Source organism: Corallococcus sp. AS-1-6, assembly GCF_020037015.1.
Taxonomy (GTDB): Bacteria; Myxococcota; Myxococcia; order Myxococcales; family Myxococcaceae; genus Corallococcus.
Genome location: NZ_JAIQDE010000010.1, coordinates 1 through 19058 on the forward strand (window position 1 = coordinate 1; position 19058 = coordinate 19058).

Annotated in this window: 13 protein-coding genes; 9 read left to right on the top strand and 4 right to left on the bottom strand. The window is 69.6% G+C overall.

Annotated features, from left to right (window positions below; translation table 11 throughout):
* Together K8612_RS15455 and K8612_RS15460 are read left to right on the top strand one after the other, a co-directional pair.
* Nucleotides 1-828, top strand: an 828-nt coding sequence (locus tag K8612_RS15455) for a hypothetical protein (protein WP_223762814.1), incomplete at its 5' end; no start/stop codon positions are given.
* 119 nt (nucleotides 829-947) lie between these two features.
* Complete coding sequence (locus tag K8612_RS15460; protein ID WP_223762815.1) at nucleotides 948-3602, top strand: hypothetical protein; 2655 nt, start codon at nucleotides 948-950, stop codon at nucleotides 3600-3602.
* Nucleotides 3603-3631: 29 nt separating this feature from the next.
* Here K8612_RS15460 and K8612_RS15465 read toward each other — a convergent pair whose 3' ends face one another.
* The 3 genes from K8612_RS15465 to K8612_RS15475 are packed head-to-tail and all read right to left on the bottom strand — an operon-like array spanning nucleotide 3632 to nucleotide 7663.
* Nucleotides 3632-4372, bottom strand: a complete 741-nt coding sequence (locus K8612_RS15465; protein ID WP_223762816.1) for a LiaI-LiaF-like domain-containing protein — start codon at nucleotides 4370-4372, stop codon at nucleotides 3632-3634.
* Nucleotides 4373-4405: 33 nt separating this feature from the next.
* Complete coding sequence (locus K8612_RS15470) at nucleotides 4406-7144, bottom strand: cation-transporting P-type ATPase (protein WP_223762817.1); 2739 nt, start codon at nucleotides 7142-7144, stop codon at nucleotides 4406-4408.
* A 42-nt stretch (nucleotides 7145-7186) separates the two neighbouring features.
* Nucleotides 7187-7663: a hypothetical protein gene (locus K8612_RS15475; RefSeq protein WP_223762818.1), complete on the bottom strand. Its 477-nt coding sequence runs from the start codon at nucleotides 7661-7663 to the stop codon at nucleotides 7187-7189.
* Nucleotides 7664-7929: 266 nt separating this feature from the next.
* Here K8612_RS15475 and K8612_RS15480 point away from each other — a divergent pair, with 266 nt between their 5' ends.
* The 5 genes from K8612_RS15480 (at nucleotide 7930) to K8612_RS15500 (ending at nucleotide 15341) form a co-directional block, all read left to right on the top strand.
* Nucleotides 7930-9066 (top strand): right-handed parallel beta-helix repeat-containing protein, encoded by a 1137-nt coding sequence (locus K8612_RS15480; RefSeq protein WP_223762819.1) that lies wholly within the window; start codon nucleotides 7930-7932, stop codon nucleotides 9064-9066.
* 219 nt (nucleotides 9067-9285) lie between these two features.
* Nucleotides 9286-11541: a kelch repeat-containing protein gene (locus K8612_RS15485; protein WP_223762820.1), complete on the top strand. Its 2256-nt coding sequence runs from the start codon at nucleotides 9286-9288 to the stop codon at nucleotides 11539-11541.
* Between the two features lie 212 nt (nucleotides 11542-11753).
* The gene (locus K8612_RS15490) at nucleotides 11754-13097 is read left to right on the top strand and encodes a nicotinate phosphoribosyltransferase (RefSeq protein WP_223762821.1); all 1344 of its coding nucleotides are present in this window, start codon (nucleotides 11754-11756) and stop codon (nucleotides 13095-13097) included.
* 80 nt (nucleotides 13098-13177) lie between these two features.
* Nucleotides 13178-14614 (top strand): polysaccharide deacetylase family protein, encoded by a 1437-nt coding sequence (locus K8612_RS15495; protein ID WP_223762822.1) that lies wholly within the window; start codon nucleotides 13178-13180, stop codon nucleotides 14612-14614.
* Between the two features lie 100 nt (nucleotides 14615-14714).
* The gene (locus K8612_RS15500) at nucleotides 14715-15341 is read left to right on the top strand and encodes a hypothetical protein (protein ID WP_223762823.1); all 627 of its coding nucleotides are present in this window, start codon (nucleotides 14715-14717) and stop codon (nucleotides 15339-15341) included.
* On the opposite strand, the gene K8612_RS15505 is transcribed toward K8612_RS15500, so the two are convergent.
* Nucleotides 15327-16289, bottom strand: coding sequence for a LysR substrate-binding domain-containing protein (locus tag K8612_RS15505; protein WP_223762824.1), 963 nt, complete (start codon nucleotides 16287-16289; stop codon nucleotides 15327-15329). The two genes, K8612_RS15500 and K8612_RS15505, sit on opposite strands and share 15 nt — an antisense overlap.
* A gap of 272 nt (nucleotides 16290-16561) precedes the next feature.
* On the opposite strand from K8612_RS15505, the gene K8612_RS15510 reads away from it, so the two are divergent.
* Nucleotides 16562-17368, top strand: a complete 807-nt coding sequence (locus K8612_RS15510) for an MBL fold metallo-hydrolase (protein WP_223762825.1) — start codon at nucleotides 16562-16564, stop codon at nucleotides 17366-17368.
* A 164-nt stretch (nucleotides 17369-17532) separates the two neighbouring features.
* On the top strand, nucleotides 17533-18984 hold the full coding sequence (locus tag K8612_RS15515; protein ID WP_223762826.1) for an ELWxxDGT repeat protein: 1452 nt from the start codon (nucleotides 17533-17535) through the stop codon (nucleotides 18982-18984).
* Nucleotides 18985-19058: the final 74 nt, after the last annotated feature.

Here is a 19058-nt window from a genome sequence, read left to right on the forward strand (position 1 = left end):
CCCGGCCTCGTTTCGGTGGTGCTCACCGGGGATCGTTACGTCGCCTTTCTCGTTTCCACACCCTCTGTGACTACCTCGCAGTGGAAGGCCGCGCTCTTCAGGGCGAAGAAGGCCTTCGCGCGGACGGACAGGTCCCATCTCCGCTTCGCGGAGTCATGCTTCCGCTTCGTCCAGGCGGCATGGGTCGACAACCTCTGCTCGATCGCGGGGCCGCAACGGGGGAAGTGGGATTGGAAGGGGACCCTCTTCGCAAGTGACGCCCTGACCGAACAGGGGGGGATTGAGACGAATCCGCTGGAGGCCTACGAACAGCGCGTCCGCCGTCATGTGGGCGAGTTTTATCGGTTCGTTCAAGCTGAATGCAGACACTACGACCGTAGCTGGATCGGGGGGCAATGGCTGGAAGAGTCTCTTCCCCTGTTCATGCTTCCGGAGTTCGCGCCATCCCCCCTGCTCTCACGCCTGCTGGCGTGGGATGGGGGTGGAATGAACGACACGGGCTGGAACTCGTTGCTGAATTTCTGGGAGAACCACCTTCATCTTCTGACCCGGAACCGGGAGCTCCTGGTGCGTGAGCGTGCCACCTGCTCCGCCTCCTACGAACGCCTGTTCAAGGAAACCGGACGGCCCATGCGGCCAAGGTTCCGGGAGCGCCAGTGGTTGAATCAGGTGCTCTGGGCCTGGTTCAGGACCGTGGACCACGACAACTACCGCAAAGGTCGCAAGCTCGAAGTGCTCCAGTTGCTGACACCCCATGAACTCCAGGAGCTGATGCCCAGGGACGAGAAGTGGAGGACGGAGCTCGCCCAGGAAGCGGAGCCGCCATGATGCACTCCGGACAAGGCAGGACACTGGGCGCGGTAGCGCCACGGAGCATTCCCGAAGCCTACATGCGGGCCGAAGTGGCGAGCTTTCCACTGACCAGCGAGAAGGCCTTTACGGATGGCTTGATCACGCTGGAGCCCGCGCCGGACTCCCGGAAGGACAGACAGCGGACCTCGGACCTGTGGCGGGAGTGCGAGCAGCGCCTTTCGGAACATGCCAGCGGCTGGTCCCTGGACCGGCTCGTCGCCCTGCGAGACGAGTTCTGGTTCGCCACGTCCAGCCGAGACCAGGGGCGGCGCGGCCTGCACCGCGTGCCCATGGCCCGCTACCTGCGTGCCCTGGCCGAGGCACATCTGGAGCGCCGCCCCGGTGTCACCGACATCGCGCTGCGCACGGATGTCGATGCGGTGGATGCCCTCACCCACTATCGCTGGCTCCTCTTCGCCATGCCGGAGGATCTGCTCCTCTCCGCGGTGCGGGAGGAACCTCCTCCGCTTCGGGTGAACATCGATCCCCCCCTCCTGATACGCCAACTGCTGGACCGGGGCGTGGCGGAGATCCACCACCACATCGGCGCGGGCATGGATTTTCCCCTCCTGTGGGCCGCCCTGCTGTCAGCGCTGGGGAACCCCTCGCTGGAGCACGAGGTGCTGCGGGGGCCGAACCTCCCCTTTGGTGATGGAACGCTGTTCCTGCGATGGCTGTTGGCCGCCGCAGTGGCGCGCTGCGTGCTCGCTGAGTACCTCCTGCGCGGCCAGAACAGATCCCTGCCGGAGTTCCTGCGGGAGCTGGCGAGCGCGTCGGCCTGGCAGTACCAGCGGCGGCGGGTGCTGGTGCGGACGCTGGACTCCCTGGCGAGCGGCTCCCAGGATCTCCTGCCGGACCTCGATCCCCTGCGGAGCCTCTACGCGGACCTCCACCCAATGGCGCTCCAGAACAACGTCGAGCCTCCTCCGACCATCGAGGACGTCTGGAGGCGGTGCGACCCCATCGCCGTCCGGCTGCGGTTGCGAACCCCCAATGGCGGGGAGCGATGGCTCATACGCCATGGCTTGGCCCGGCTCGACACCCGTGCCCACGAGCCGGAGGCCCCGGAGGACGACGCCTTCACCCGACTCTTCTGGCAGGTGATGCGGATCCGTTGCATCACCTACCGCAGCCTGGTGCAGCGGCCCATGACCGCGGGCCTGCTGTGGTTCATCCGCTTCTCCGGGCGACTGCATCTGGCGACGGGCCCGCTGCGCTCCGTTCGCTCCGAGGCGTCCTATGACGTGGCGGGAGGAGGCCAGTCCATTGCCTCCCTCGAAATACGCACGGGCTCCAGGAAGACCCCCTCCCTCCTGGCCGAGGAGCTGTGGGCCCTGACCTACTCCTGGCGGCGTGTGCTGGAGAAGTTGAGCAGCGGGAACACCGCGGGGAGCCCACCCGAGTTCGGCGTGGTCGTGCTCCTGAAGAAGGAGCGGGACCCCAGACATGCCTGGGAGGAAGGCCGCCCGCTCGCCTATGGCATGGAGACCCATGCCGAGCCGCAGGCACTCCACCCGCGCCAGTTGGGCGGGCGCTTCGCGGGCTACTTCGTCGAACAGTCCGCGCACGTCCGTTCGCTGGTGGAGCTGCTGCGGAGGATTCCCAAGCTGCCGTGGCTGGTGCGCGGGCTGGACGTGGCCGCGGATGAGCTGAGCGTGCCCACCTGGGTGCTCGCGCCCCTGTACCGCGCGGTTCGCCGGGGAGCCGCATGCGCCCCCGGGTTCGCCCACGCGCGCCACCCTCCACCGCTGCGAATGACCGCCCACGTGGGAGAAGACTTCCGCCACCTCATGGAGGGGCTGCGCCGCATCTACGAGTGCACCCAGTACCTGCTGGATCGCACCGGTGGGCGCCTGGGCCACGCCATCGCGCTGGGGCTCGAGCCCCAGCAATGGGCCGAATCCGTGGGGACCGTGATGATGCCCGCCGAGGACCGGCTGTGGGGCCTGGTCTTCGAGTGGCGGCTGTACAGCCAGTACCGGATGCCGCCGGAATTTCGCGCGGAGGCGCCCCCTTCTCGGACTCCGAAGGTGGAGAACACCCTCCGGGATCTGTCCGAGTTCATCTTCGGAAGAGCCATCCCACCCGCGGTGCTCGCCGAGGCCCACCATGTCCTGCATCAGCTCTGGTGCTGGCCCGTGGGAAGAGAGGACCGGGACCTGGGGCTGACCACCTTCACCCGCGCGCTCGGGCGCCTGCGCTGGCACGAAGTGCACCAGGCCGTCCATGTCTGCCACCTCCTCGAGCACTACCGTGAGGATGAAGCGGTCTACCGGCGTGGGCAGCACCTGGTCGACGTTGCCCTGGACTCCTCGGAGGTGCAGGCGCTGCGCGCCGTCCAGGACGGCATGCGCCGGGGCGTGGGCGCCCGGGGCATCGTCGTGGAGGTGAACCCGTCCAGCAACCTGCTCATCGGCAACCTGATGGACCTGCGCAACCACCCCATCCTGCGACTGTTTCCACCGCAGGTGCAGGAAGGCGCGCCACCTCCCGTGCCCATCGCGGTGGGCTCGGATGATCCCCTCACCTTCAGCACCTACCTCCTCCGGGAATACTCCCTCCTGTACGAGGCCGCGATGGGAGCGGGCTATCCGGAGCGGGACGTGCATACATGGTTGACTCACATCCGGCAGACGAGCATGGACGCGCGCTTCACCACCCCCTGGCGGCCCGACGCCCTGAAAATGGCGGACGACCTCCTGATGGCTTTGGAGGCCTACCTCTGGAAGCCCTTCCCGCGAGCAAGGTGACGGGATTCCCCTCCGCGTGACACCCGGGGTCACGCGTCCTTGATCTCGACGCCAGCCATCACGGCCGTGGCGTCGATGATGAGCCTCGGGCGTGGCATGACCTCCGCCGGAGGCTCCGGGTGGCGCTTGTCGTCGATGCCTCCAAGCAGGGGCGTGCCATGGACCGCGACCTCCCAGTGCCGGGGCACGAAGATCTCGATGCCCCCCAGCACCGCGGTGGTCCGGAGGTGGGCGCCCTCCTCCACCGGCAGCGCCCCCTCCAGGTGGAGCACCGCGGCGCCCATGACGGCGGTGACCTCACCACCCGCCCACGCCTTCGACAGGACGCGCTCGTTGCGCCCGGCCATGATGGCCACGACGGAGGCCCGCTCGCCTGTCACGACGGTCCGCGTATTGGAGGCCACTGCGCCCGAAGCCGGCTGGTTGCGCAGGCGCGGCTCGACGAGCATGCGGATCCCGATGGCCACGATGAGGACCGGCCAGGCCACCGACCAGACGTTCACCGAGAACCAGTCGAGCGCGTCGAGCTGAAGCGTCACGCCGACGATGAGCAGGATGAGCGCGCCCAGGCTCCTGCCACCGCTCGATACGAGGTTGCCCACGGCGATAACGACCAGCAGCAGCGGCCACCAGGTGCCAAGGAACCAGCCCAGGCCCCCCACCCCCAGTTGGGAGAGGAGGAACAGCACGCCCAGCGTGATGAAGCCCAAGGCGATGATGAAGCGGCCACCGAAACGATGGGGCGCGGGAGCGGGGGCAGCGGTGCTCATGGTGGGTTCCTCCTGAGGCCCTGTGTTGGAGATCTACGCATGGGCGCGGACAGGGGACTTCACCGCCCGGCGTGGGAGCCCTCCCCTGCCGCCGCGGCGCCACCGGACGCGGCGGGTCCACGCCTTGCGCGCCTCCTCCAGCGCCAGCATCCCAACAGCGAACGGCAGCACGAAGAGCCACAGCGAACCAGGCAGCGGAGCCGTGGCGAAGACGCGGTTGCCCCACGGCGTGTAGACGATGAAGCCCAGCAGCAGCAGCTCCACCGCCACGCCCACGAAGAGCAGCGGGTTGTCCCGCAGCCGCACGGAGAACGTGGGCGCGCGCTCCGTCCGGCACAACAGCACGTTCATCACCTGCATCACGACGATGGCCCCCAGGCACGCGGCCATGGCCCGCAGGTGCAGCGGCGCGTTCCACGCCAGCGGTTCGCCGTAGCTCCATCCGCCGCGCCCCAGCACGAAGAAGAAGGCCGCCATGCCCGCCGCTGCCTCCATCACCCCGAGGAAGAGGTACGCGCGCAGCAGCAGCGGCGCATCTAGCAGCCGCCTCCGGAAGTCCGAAGGCGGCTGGTGCATCACCCGGGCATGGGGCGGCTCCGCGCCCAGCGCCAGCGCCGGCAGCATGTCCGTGCCCAGGTCCACCGCGAGGATCTGCAGGATGCTCAGCGGCAACGGGATGCGCAGCAGCACGAAGGCCAGGTAGGGGACGATCTCCGGGACGTTGGACGTGAGGATGTACGTCAGGAACTTGCGGATGTTGGAGTAGACGGCGCGGCCCTCCTCCACAGCGGCCACGATGCTGGCGAAGTTGTCGTCCGCGAGCACCACGTCCGCGGCCTCGCGAGCCACGTCGGTGCCCGCCAATCCCATGGCGATGCCGATGTGCGCCTCCTTCAAGGCGGGCGCGTCGTTCACGCCGTCCCCGGTGACGGCCACCACCTCGCGCTTGCGCTTGAGGGCCATCACCACGCGCCGCTTGTCCACCGGGGCCACGCGGGCGAAGAGCACCTCGGGCGCGTCCAGCGCCAGTTGCAGTTGCGTGTCCGAAAGCCTCCGCAGCTCCGCGCTCGTGAGCACCACCGGCCGCTCCGTCCGCACCAACCCCACCTGCCGCGCCACCGCCTCCGCCGTGCGCGGATGGTCCCCGGTGACGAGGATGACGCGGATGCCCGCCTCGCGGCACCGCTGGATGGCCGCCGGCACCTCCGGGCGGAAGGGGTCCTCCAGGCCCACCAGCCCGGAGAGCACCAGCCCCTCCTCCCAGTGTGACGGCGACACCCCATCCGGCAGACGCCGGTACGCGAAGGCCAACACCCGCAGCCCCTCGCGTGCGAGCACCTCGCCCTCGTCGCGGAATCGCCCGGCCAGTTCCGGCGTCAGCGGGCGCACGCCCTGCTCTGTCTCCACCTCCCGGCACAGCGACAGCACGGACTCCAATGCGCCCTTGGTGTGGAGCAAGCGCCCCTCCGGCATGCGGTGCACGGTGGAGAGGCGCTTGCGCTCGGGGTCGAAGGGCAGCTCGTCCTCGCGCCGCGCTTCCAGCGGGCCTGGCCGCGCGCGTGCGCCCATGTGCACCAGCGCCACCTCCATCGGGTCGCCCGCCAGCACCGGCGCTCCGTCACGACGCACCTCCTGGAGCATGTGACACAGCCGTGCGCCCTCGAAGAGGCGCGGGTACGAGGCACCCAGCGCGACCAGCATCTGGGGCGAGGTGTCATGGCGGCCGCTGGCGACGAAGAGGGCGCGCGCCTCCATCCGGTTCTCGGTGAGGGTGCCCGTCTTGTCGGTGCAGATGACGGTCGCCGAGCCCAGGGTCTCCACGGAGACGAGGTCGCGCACGACGACGTTGCGCCGGGCCATGCGCTGCGACGCCATGGCCAGCGCCAGCGTGACGGTGGGCAGGAGCCCCTCGGGCACGTTGGCCACGATGATGCCAATGGCGAACAGCAGGTTCTCCCACGGAGGCAGTCCCAGCGCGCGGCCGATGAGGAAGAAGACGCCACCGAGCGCCATGGCCAGCACCGCGACGATGTGGCCCAGCCGGACGATCTCCCGCTGAAGCGGGGACAGCTCCGCGGGCGTCGCCTGCGTGAGGTGGGCGATGCGGCCGAACTCCGTCTGCATGCCGGTGGCGAAGACGAGCGCCCGCAGCCGCCCGGTGGTCAGGAAGGTGCCCGCCAACACCACGTTCGGGCTGCGCACCAGCTCCTCCTCGCCGCTGGGCCCGGCCTCGCGAAGCTCCGGCACGGACTCCCCGGTGATGGTGGCGTTGTTCACCCGCGCGCCATGCGTCTCCAGCACGCGCGCATCCGCGGGCACCTGGTCGCCCTCCTCCAGCAGGAGCACGTCACCAGGAACGAGCGCGGAAGCCGGCAGCAGACCGACCTGTGAGTCGCGCAGCACCTTCACCTCAGCGGGCAGCAGCCGGCGCAGCGACGCGAGCGCCCGCTCCGCGCGGTACTCCTGGACGAAGGAGAACACCCCGTTGACGAAGATGACGCACAGGATGGCGACCCCCAGCGTCTCCATGCCCTGGCCGGGCTCCTGCCACGCGGACACGAAGGCCAGGGCCGCGGCCGCCCAGAGCACGAGCGCGAAGAAGTGGGTGAACTGATGCAGGAAGCGGCGCACCAGCGATTCCTGCCGGGCATGGGAGACCTGGTTGGGACCGAACTCGTGCAGGCGGCGCGCCGCTTCCGGGCTGGCCAGCCCCTCCTCGCGGCTGTCGAGGCTGTGCAGGCACTCGGCCACCGTGAGGTGATGGATCTTCATGGGTCCGCGTGGGGGCAGGAAGGCTCGGAAGCCCCTCGCGCGCTACATCTCGGTCCGGATGGACTCGTACACCTCGTGGACGGTCGCCTCCCGGGAAGTGAGGTCCCCCAGGGTCATCACGAGGAGGTTGCGCCGGGCGCCGGACACGAGGGTGAGGTCCCAGTCACACGTCGTTCCATCGGAGCAGGTGCCCGTGCCCTCGGCATGGGTCTGAATCAGGTTGTTGACCCGCCGCGCCTCGGGCTCGCTCAGGAGAACGACATCGCGGAGCTTCCCGCCCATCTCCCGGGTGACGTCCGCCACCAGGTCCTCCGTCGCGCGGATGTCCGTCACCATGAAGACCATGGAGAGTTTCTGGTCCGGACTCGTGGCGATGAGCACGTCGCCGTCCTGGCCGGCCGACCACGATGCCGGCAGCGAGAAGGTCAGCCCCGTCTCTTGATGGACGACGTCACCCGCCAGCGCCGGAGCAGCGAGCAGGCTCAGCATGAGCAACATCGGGACGAAGAACCTGCGCATGGCGCCCTCCGCGAATGGGATCCCATCTGAGATGGAAATGGCGGGCGCGGTACACAAGGGAGCCCTCCGGGGAAGCGCGGCCTCACGGCGTCACGCCTGCCTCCAGGCCCCCTTTCGCGGTCCGTGCCCGCGCCGCCCCACCCTCCCACGCAGGCAGACCGTTACGCCGCGGCGGTCGCGCCACCACCGCCGGGAGGGACGCCATCGGAAGCGCAATGCCTAGCCTGTCCGCCTACGGCCGGACTCCTCCGGCCAAGGGAGGCAACATGCAGCGGACGCATGGATTCGTCGTCGCCGTCGCCACGGCCACATTGATCATGGGGGCGCCCGCCGTCCAGGCCAGCGGCGGCACCACCGTTCATTGCGGTGACACGATCACCCATCACACGAAGCTCACGCACAACCTCTCTTGTCCGGGCACGGCCCCCTACGCGCTCCGGGTCTCCGGAGAAGGCGTCGTCCTCGACCTGGGCGGCTACACCATCCGCCGCACCGGACCGGAGAACATTGAGTCTGTCGGCATCACGGTCGACACCAACAGCACGGTGCGCAATGGCACGATCGAGGGCTTCGGCCATGGCGTCGCGACCACCGAATCCTCGGGAGTGCGGAACCTGCGTCTTCACCAACTGGAGCTCGTGGACAACCGAGCCGCCATCTACAACGGCGTCACCGAGATGCGGTTCCTCATCACGGAATGCCGCCTGAGGGGGAACCTGGTCGGGCTGGACGGTGAACCCGACGGATCCACCGGTTTATTCGACGTGCGGTCCTCCGTCTTCACCCAGAACGGGACCGCGATGTACGTGGACTTCCATGACCTCGACGTCCTCGACTCCACCTTCACGTCCAACGAACTGACCGTCTTCTGCCGGCAGGGCCGCGTCCGCGTCAGGTCGAGCACGATCGCGTGGAATGCCTCCGTGAGCACCATCCCGAACGACGGCGGCTTCCGCCAATGCGACGAGATGCGGTTCGAGAACACGCTCATCTCGAACAACACCGCGCTCGCGCCGCCGGAGGTGCCCGTGTGGCAGCCGCAAAAGCTCTCGATGATCGACTCGCAGGTCGTCAACAACGGGTCGGGTCTCCAGGCGGCCGCCGACACGGTCTACCTCGACGGGAACACCTTCTTCGGCAACGCGGACGGCCTGACGCTGTCCGGCCGCGACTGGCAGGTCCCCGTCGTGCTCACGGGGATCATCCGCGGCAACCAGTTCCTGAGCAACGACGGCGATGGCCTCCGGGTCCAGGTGCCCGGCAAGCCCACGGTGCGCAGCAACGTCGCCCTGGGCAACACGGGCTATGGCCTCTTCGCGCCGACCGCGTTCGACGGAGGAGGAAACGTCGCGCGAGACAATGGCGCGGGCAACTGCGTGGGCCTGGTCTGCGCTTCCCACTGACGACGTCCTGAGACACGCCGCGCCAGATGCACGCGAAGGCGCTCTGGTCGTCAGCCCAAGGACGGTGAACCACCTGTCCGGGTCATGGCGGCAATGCCATCCATCCTGGATAGTCGATCCGGTCGCAGGCAGGGTGAGACTCCTCGCATCTCCGTCCCAAGTCCTCTCATCCACCGCGACTGCTTCGCGAGCCTCACGCTCGCGGCGAGGGGGACGAACATGAAAAGAGCAGGCCTTCACCTGATACTGGTGCTCGCGGCAGCGCTGTGCGCGGGCTGTGGTAATTCCGCGGGGGACACCGGGACGGCGCGGTTCGCCGTCTCGGTGCCCCAATCCCTCTCCTCCACCATCGCCCGCGTCGCGGTCGCCTCGGGAGGGCCGGACATTCCTTCTGTCTGGGTGGACCTGGCGCCCACGAACGGCGTGTGGGGCGGCACCATCGGCAACATCCCCGCGGGCACCGACCGCGCCTTCGCCGCGCGGGCCTATGACGCCTCCGGCACCCTGCTCTTCTCCGGCTCCGCCTCCGGAGTCACCATCCTGGCGAACCAGACGACCTTCGTCGCCATCACCCTCCAGCAGCTCCATCCTCCGCCGCCCTTCGACAACGAAGCGCCCGTCATCGAGTTCGTGGTGGCCTACCCCAGCACCGTGACTGCCGGAGGCACCGTCTCCCTGCATTCCTCAGCGCAGGATCCGAACCCGGGTGACACGATCGCCTACGCCTGGAGCGCCACCGCGGGCACGTTCGCGTCGACCACCGAGCGCTTCACCTCGTGGACGGCGCCCATGTCCACCGGCATCCAGACGCTGACGCTCACCGTGACGGACTCGCGCGGCCTGGCCTCCAGCGCGATCCTGGTCGTCAACGTCCTGCCCGAAGGCGAGGGCGAAGCCGAGCTGTCCATCTCCTTCAACAGCGCACCGGAGGTGTCCTCGCTCGACGCCGCGCCCACGCAGCTCGTCGTCGGACAACCGACGACGGTGTCCGTCACGGCGTCGGATCCGGACGGGGACTCGCTCTCGTACGCCTGGAGCGCGTCGTGCGCGGGAACCTGGACCGACGCGGTCTCCAGCACCGCTCGTTTCACGCCCTCGCTCGCGCCGGCCGAGGCCTGCAACAACTGCCGCCTGAGCGTCTCCGTGTCCGACGGACGTGGCGGGCACAACACGGGCACCGTCGCCCTGTGCGTCACCAGCACGCCCCCGGTCAACCACCTTGAGCCCGTCATCGTCCGCTCCTACCGCTCCTCGGACACGGCGAGCCCGGACCAGGTGCTCACGTATGAAGTGGTGGCCAGCGACCCCGAGGGCTCCACGCTCAGCTTCGCGTGGGACTCCAGTGTCGGCACGACAGGCACTCCCGTGCAGTTGGGCACCCACAGCCGCGTCACCTGGACGGCGCCCACGTGTATCCGCCCGGGCACGACTCCCACCGTGACCGTGACCGTGACGAATGCCTTTGACCTCACGGCCAGCCGGAGCTTCACGGTGGAGGGGCTGCCGGACTGCACGCTCGTGGGCCACTGGGATCCGACCGGCCCCATGGGCGGCGGTCCCCGGTGGGGCCACACCGCGACGCTGCTTCAGGACGGCAGGGTGCTCATCGCGGGAGGAAGCGCGCAGAAACGGAGCTTCTACCTCGACACGACGGAGCTGTTCGACCCGGCCACGAACACCTGGAGCGCGGGCGCGCCCATGAACGCGCGCCGTCTCTTCCACTCGGCGACGCTGCTGCTCGACGGCAGGGTCCTCGTCGCGGGAGGCGAAGGCTTGGAGGGCGTCGAGGGCTTCTCCAATGGGGCGGAGCTGTACGACCCCACCACGAACACCTGGACCCGGACAGGCTCGATGGCCCAGGGCCGCTCCAGGCAACTGGCGACGCTGCTGCCGGACGGCAAGGTGCTCGTGGCGGGAGGCGAGGACATCAACGGCTACCTCACGTCCTCGGAGGTATACGACCCGGCCACGGGAACCTGGAGCCCGGCGGGCGCCATGGCCGAACCCCACTTCTCCACCGCGCCGCTGCTGCCCACGGGCAAGGTGCTCGCCGTGGGTGTCACCGAGGCGGAGCTGTATGACCCGGCCACGCGAACCTGGAGCCTGGCCCATCCTCCGCTCGCGCCCGTGGGGAGCGAACCGGTGGTGCTGTTCGATGGCAAGGTGCTCGTCGCGGGGGGCAAGACGGCGCAGTTGTATGACCCCTTCCTGAACACCTGGTGCCTGACGGGCGCCCCCCTCGAACCCATCGGAGGCCCGGCGGTGCGGCTGGCCGATGGCAGGGTGCTCGTCGTGGCCCCGTCGCTGGCGGAGCTGTATGCGCCGGACTCGGGCACGTGGAGCATGGCCCCCGCGCCGGCCATCGTTCGCATTGGCTACACGGTGACGGCGCTGCCTGACGGCAGGGCGCTCATCGCCGGGACGCCTCCCAACACCGAAATCGATGAGGAGTCCGCGGAGGTCTACACGCCGTGAGGCGCACCCTGCCTCACCGGGTGCGGGTGCGCGCGCCAGTGCTGTGCGCGGGCTGAATGGACGCATTCAGGGGACACCGGGACGGCGCGGATCGCCGTGTCGGTGTCCTCCGGCTTGCGGGGAGACCGGCTTGGGAGCGCCATCGAGTCCGTGCGCTCTCCTCGGCGCGCGCGGCAATACCTTCATGACGGTGCGCGGAGGGAGGGAAACCCATGGTGCCGGCGCTCCTCACGGACCTCTATGAGCTCACGATGGTGGACGCCTACCTCGCGGAGGGGCTCCACGAGGAGGCGGCCTTCAGCCTCTTCGTCCGCCGGCTGCCCGCGCACCGGAACTACCTGCTGGCGTGCGGCCTGGAGCAGGCCCTCACCTATCTGGAGACACTCCGCTTCTCTCCCGGGGAGCTCGCCTGGTTGGAGTCACTGGGGCGCTTCTCCCGGCGGCTGCTGGACTGGCTGGAGCACTTCCACTTCACCGGCGACGTTCACGCCGTGCCCGAGGGCACGCCCGTCTTCGGGCAGGAGCCGCTCCTGGAGGTCGTGGCGCCCCTGCCAGAGGCGCAGCTCGTGGAGACGTATCTCATCAACCAGGTGCACCTGCAGACGCTGGCGGCCTCGAAGGCGGCGCGGGTGGTGGAGGCCGCGCGTGACCGGCCCGTGGTGGATTTCGGCGTGCGGCGCATGCATGGCGAGGACGCGGGCCTCAAGGTGGCACGTGCCGCCTATGTCGCTGGGGTGAGCGCCACCTCCAACCTCCAAGCCGCGCAGCGCTATGGCATCCCTGTGTCGGGCACCCTGGCGCACAGCTATATCCAAGCGCACGACGACGAGCTCGCCGCCTTCCGGGCCTACGTCCACCGCTTCCCAGACACGACGCTGCTGGTGGACACGTACGACACGCTCGAAGGAGTACGGAAGGTGGTGGCGCTCGCGCGGGAGCTCGGGCCGGACTTCCACGTGCAAGCGGTGCGGCTGGATTCAGGGGATCTGGCGTCGCTCTCGCACCAGTCCCGCGCGCTGCTGGACGCCGCGGGTTTGCAACACGTGCGAATCTTCGCGAGCGGCGGTCTGGACGAGGACGAAGTGGAGCGGCTGCTGTCGCATCAGGCGCCCATCGACGCCTTCGGAGTGGGCACGGCCATGGGGGTGTCCGAGGACGCGCCCGCGTTGGACATGGCCTACAAGCTGGTGGAGTACGCGGGCCGGGGGCGGCTCAAGCTGTCACCGGGCAAGGTGCTGCTGCCCGGCCGCAAGCAGGTGTTCCGCGAGGAGCAGGACGGCGTGGCGAGGCGGGACGTGCTCGCGTGTCATGACGAAGTCCTCCCGGGGCGTCCCCTGCTGCGGCGGGTGATGCACGCGGGCCTGCGGCAGGAGGGCGCCTCTCCACCGCTGACGGCGCTCCGGGCGCACGCGCGGGAGGAGGTGGCACGCCTGCCACGGGAGATGCGGCGGCTGGAGCCGGCACGTCCTCCCTACCCGGTGGACGTGAGTCCCGCGCTGAGCGCCTCGCAGGCGCAGGTGGTCGCCCGATTGCGCGAGCGACTGGAAGCGCACTGATTGCGCTCACCCGTGAGCAGCCACGCCATGCTTCCGGGCCCCTAGGCAGCAAGAGAAGAGCACGCACCTTGGCGGGCACCATGCCCCCCTTCTTCCGCTCTCCCCGGCCTGCCCGCGCGCTCGGGTTGTCCTTGTTCGTGGTTCCCCTCTTGATGGCGCTGGCGTGCCAGGTCTCCGCGCCCTCCGAGTCTGAAGATGCGCTGGAGCCGCAGTCGCCGCGTCTCGTCCTGGAGCCCGGACAGCTCGTTGTCTCGATCACCTTCGATGACGCGCGGGCCAGCCAGGTCAACGCGGCAGCCTTGTTGGAGGCGCGCGGCCTGCGAGGGACCTTCTTCGTCAGCAGCGGCCGGATCGGCCTCTCGGGATACCTGACACTGGATCAGCTCCGGCGCTTCCAGGCCGCTGGCCACGAGGTGGGCGGTCACACGGTGTCGCACGTCCAGCTCCCCACATTGGACGTGGACTCGCAGCGCCGCCAGGTGTGCGACGATCGCGTCGCCCTGATGAACGCGGGGTTCCGGGTGACGTCGTTCGCCTACCCGTCCGGAGCCCGGGACGCGACCACCGAGCAGGTCGTCATCGGTTGCAACTACAACTCCGCGCGAGAGTCTGGCGGCCTGCGTACGCCGGACAGTTGTTCGGGTTGCCCCTACGCGGAGACCGTTCCGCCACTGGACCCATTCGCTATTCGCAACCACGGCTCCATCCAGAGAACCCAGACGCTGGCGGACCTGCAAGGCCTGGTGCTCCGCGCCGAGTCCGCCGGGGGTGGCTGGGTGCCCCTCGCCTTCCACGAGATCTGCCCGGGCCCGTGTCCGACGTCCGAGACGTACGGCATCAACGTGGCCACCTTCACGGCCTTCCTGGACTGGCTCGCGGCGCGCTCCTCGCGGGGCACCTTCGTGCGCACGGTGGATCAGGTCATCGGGGGCGCGGTGAAGCCACCCGTCAACGGGCCGCCACTGCCCGATGCGGGCACGCCCCCTCCCACGCAATTGCTGGCGAATCCGTCCCTGGAGACCGACAGCAACGGGGACGGAACACCGGACTGCTGGCAGCGCGGCGGCTATGGCGCCAATTCCTACACCTGGTCGCGGACCTCCGATGCCCATTCAGGGAACTGGGCCCAGCGCTTGAGCATCACCAGCTACTCCAGCGGGGATCGCAAGCTCATCTCCTTGGAGGATCTCGGAGCGTGCGCACCGTCGCTCACCACGGGTCACCGCTACAGGGTGTCCGCCTGGTACAAGGCCACCGCCGCGCCGCTCTTCAAGGCGTACTACCGCAACGCTTCAGGCGGCTGGGTGTGGTGGGCCCAGAGCGCCCTGCTGCCCACGCGCGGCACCTACGGCTACGCCGAGTGGACGACGCCTCCCGCGCCCTCAGCGGGCCGGGCGCTGAGCGTGGGGCTGGCCCTGGAGCGCGTCGGCACGTTGACGATGGATGACTTCAGGCTCGAGGACCTCGGTCCAGGCGCCGTCGCGCCGCTCGAGCCCGAACCGTCGCCGGTCCCATGAACGGCAGCCGAAAGGGAGGGACGGGCAGGAGTCCGGCGGCGCGGTCCGCTCGCCCTGCCCTGCTTGCCGGTCCGGAGCGCGCAGCGCACTGGATGAAGGCATGACGCTCATCCACCAGTTCATGCCCGACTGCGCGTTGCGAGAGGTAGACCGGGTGCCCACCGCCGCGAGCCCCGAGAAGGCCTGGGCCGCCGTGCGAGCGATGGATCTGCACGACGTCCCGTTCATCCGCTGGCTCTTCGCGCTCCGGCTGCTCCCCGAGCGCATCCTCGCTCGCCTCCGTGGCAGACCGGTGCGGAGGTCCCCGCACATGCGGATCGACGACATCGCGGCGCCGGGGAACGGCTTTCTCGCGCTGGCCGAGGCCCCCGGAAGCGAGAAGGTGATCGGCGCCATCGGGCGCTTCTGGCGACCGCGCATCGACTTCGTGCGAGTGACGCCCGGGAGCTTCACGGCGTTCAGCGAGCCCGGCTTCGGCAAGCTCGCCTGGAACATCCGGGTGGAGCCGCGCGAAGGAGGCGGCGCGTGGCTGGGTGTCGAGCTGAGGGTGACGGCGACGGACGCGGCCTCGTGGAGACGCTTCCGGAGGTACTGGTGGCTGATCGGGAGGTTCTCCCGGCTCATCCGCCGGAGCGAGCTGCGATGGATACAGCGGCAGTTGGACCGCGAGCGCTCGCGCGGAAGCGCGGCTCCGTGCGACCGGACACCGCTGTCAGTCTCGCTGTGAGGCCCGTGGAGTTCCACCCCTGCGCGGCGGCACCTGTTGCCGTGAGAGAGCCCGCGGTCCTGCCTTGCCGTGGAGGGCGAAGCGTTCGCGGAGGAGCTGGATGAAGCGGGTCAGCGGGGCGGAACGCGGACGGGATGCACGGGTGACCGCGCTCCAGCGGCGTCGGATTCCGCGAGGGGTGAGCCGCACGGTCTGCAGCCCGTGGCGCGGGTCCGGCAGCATCCATTCAGGCAGCGCCGTCACGCCGATACCGCCCCGCACCAGCTCGATCAGCGCCTCGGTGAGGGGCACCGGAGAGACCCGGTGCGGCTCGAGGCCCGCGGGCCAGAACACGCGCGTGAAGACATCAAGCTGCTCCCGGGGCGCGGCATAGGTGAGCAGGTGCTCCCGCAGCAGGTCCTGCGCCGTGACATGTCCCTGCCGCGCCAGCGCATGGCCCGCGGGGACCACCAGCAGGAGTTCGTCTTCGAAGAGCGGGGTCTGCGCCAGTCGGGCCTGCTTCGGGACGTCCGGGGTCAAGGCGAGATCCAACTCGCCATTCAGCAGCGCCCCGAGCGGCTGACGCGTGGCCTCCAGGACGATGCGCAGCTCGACGCGTGGGTGCTCGGCCTGCCACTGCCCGAGGATGGGCGGCAGCCAGCCATACACCGTGTAGCAGCCCGTGCTGAGACGGAGCAGGTCGTCCTGAGGGTGCGCGCGGCAGAGCGTCTCGGCCTGGGCCACCTCGCTCAACACCCGCCGAGCGGAGAGGAGCAGCTTCTCTCCCGAGCCGGTCAGGAGCAGCCGTCGCTGGCGGCGCTGGAAGAGCTGCACGCCCAGGCGCTCCTCGGCGTCACGGAGCTGGTGGCTCAGTGCCGAGGACGTGAGGTGAAGCTGCCGGCTCGCCGCGGCCAGGCTCCCCGTGTCGGCGACCGCGGCAATCAGCCTGAAGTGACGGAGCTCGAGCATGCCGGGCAGCTTCACATGAACGCGATTCATCATCATCGCGAAATCGTTTCGCTGTGCTCATGTAGCGCCCATCCGTAACGTGGGACTCCCAATGCCAGGAGGACGGACGGATGCCCCACACAGACAGCTTCCCGAGGACGCAGAGCCCTGTCGTACGGCCATGCGCGTGTGAGCGCATCGAGGGGGAGCAACGGGTAGGCCCCTCGAACAGCGAGAGCCGGAACGATCGGGCAAGTCGCCGCGACTTCCTGCGTGCGGCGGCTGCGTTTTCGGTGGGCGCGGTCCTGCTGCCCGCTGGCATGGGCCGCGCGGCGAAGGCTGCCGACAGCGCCGCGCTTCGTGCCCAGCGGCTGGCCTGGGCCGGAGTGCGGCTGCGGCTCGGACAGGACACGCTCTTCGTGGATCCGCTGATCGATCCCACCGTGTGGGGGACCGCGCTGAAGGACCCGCTCGTCCCGCTGGACGTGAGCGGCGGGAACCGCTTCGTCCTGGTGACGCATCGCCACTCCGACCACTTCGATCCGGTCGCCGTCCGTCAGGCGTTGGGGGACACCGGGACGCTGGTGTGCGCCCCGGACGTGGCCGTGGCGGCCGCGGCGTCGGGCCTCCGCGTGCGGTCCGCTCCGCTCTACGAGCCCATCCTGCTCAACGACTTCACCGCCACCGCCGTCCCCGCGGCGGACGGTTATGGAGATCCCCAGGTCTCGTGGATCGTCTCTGGAGGAGGCCGCCGCGTCATCCACTGCCGCGACACGCTCTGGCACGGCTCCTGGTGGCGTATCGGGCGTCAGTTCGGCCCCTTCGACGCGGCCTTCCTGCCCATCAACGGAGCGCGCTTCGGCTGGCGGAAGCCCGTGAGCGACGTGCACGCCGTCCTGACGCCCGAGCAGGCGGTAGCCGCGGCCGTCGTCCTGGAAGCGCGGCTCCTCGTGCCCATCCACTACGGCGTCGCCGCCTCCGATGACTACCAGGAGGTCCCAGACGCGGAGGCGCTGCTCCTGGCCGCCGCGCGCAAGCGGAAGGTGAGCGTGGAGTTGGCACGTCCGGGAGAGTGGCTGACCTGGCAGGCCCGGACCTGACTGCTCCACGTCCTGCGCCAAGGCAGGCAAGCCTGAGCAGTCCATCCCTCCACCCAGCGTCTGTCATTGCCCCCAACCCCGGGAGCAGATGCCGCGCCCTGGCACCCACCCAAGCTTGCAGGCCACCGCGAGGGGGCATCACGCCCTGTCGGGAGGGGGAAGTCATGATGGGCAGGTGGGGATGGAAGTCGTGTGCGTGGCTGCTGGCGCTCGGGGTGGCCGCATGCGGAGTGGCGCCCTCGGAGTCAGGCGAAGTGCCCGCGTCGCAGGAAGCGCCGGACAGGCTCGCGAGCGGGGACACGTGCCCCTCCGCCACGAGGCTCGCGGACTTCTCGGCCGGAGGGCAGTTCGCGGGGCCTTACGAGCTGACAGGCGTGAAGGGGACGCTCTACTTCCCCGTGAACGACGGCATCCACGGCCCGGCGCTCTGGAGCAGCGATGGGACGCCCGCAGGCACGCGCTTGTTCCGCGACTTCGACGCCCCGGTAGGCAGCCTGACGGAGGCGCGCGGGCTGCTCTTCTTCACCGTGGGCCGCACCCTCTGGAGGACGGACGGCACCACGGCCGGAACCCTCCCGCTGATCACCGAGCCTTCGTCGCCCTCGCCCCGCTCGAGCCTGACGGTGCTGGGCGAGTTCCGCAGCCGGCTGTTCTTCCGCATGTACACCCCGGAGCATGGCGTCGAGCTGTGGGCCAGCGACGGCACGCCCGCGGGCACCCGGCTGTACCTGGACGTGAACCCGGGCCCTCCCTCCAGCTTCCCCGACGAGCTCGTGGAGACGGCCAGCGGCAATCTCGTCTTCGAGGCGTACGTGGACAAGGACCTGGAGACCCACGCGGTGCTGGAGGTGTCCCCCACCAAGGCCGTCGAGGAGCTCTTCCGCGTGGGCGGTGGCGGGGATACCGCCGTCTTCCAGTTGATCGCCGTGGGTGACCGGGTGTTCTTCCTGGTGGACGAGACGGACGGCTCCCCGTTCCTCTACGTGAGCGACGGCACCCCGGACGCCGCCACGCCGCTCTACTACTGGGACGAGGTGGACACGCCGTTCTCTTTCACCGCCTATGCCGGCAACCTCTACTTCACCGCCGTGGAGAGTGACTACCCCGGCGCTGGCGTGGAGCTGTGGCGGAGCGACGGCACGCCCGAAGGCACGGGGCGGCTGGCGGACATCTTCCCGGGCCAGGAGGGCTCCTATCCCCGGGGGCTGACCGTGTTCGAGGGCCTGCTCTACTTCTCCGCGGACGACGGTGTGCACGGGCGCGAGCTGTGGCGGAGTAACGGCACCACCGCGGGCACGCGGCTCGCGCGAGACATCCGCCCGGGCGCGGAGGGCTCGTCGCCCTACGGCCTCACGGTGGCCAGCCGCAAACTCTACTTCGCGGCGGACGACGGCACGCACGGGTTCGAGCCGTGGAAGGTCTTCCAGGGCCGCGCCCGGCTGGTCGAGGACATCATCCCCGGCCCCATGGGCTCGGCGCCCGGAATCTACGGCGCGGGGTCTGGCGAGTCCGGCGTCTTCACCCGCGCCGGCAGCTACCTCTTCTTCCCCACCGAGTCCGCCCAGCTCTGGTCCATGCTGACGGGCGCCTACTGCCCGCCGTCCGGCACGCGCTGACGCATCCCTCGCACCGGGCAGGAGCCCAGGTCGCCGCGGGAGTGTCGAGTCCCCAAAGACAAAGGCCCTGGAGT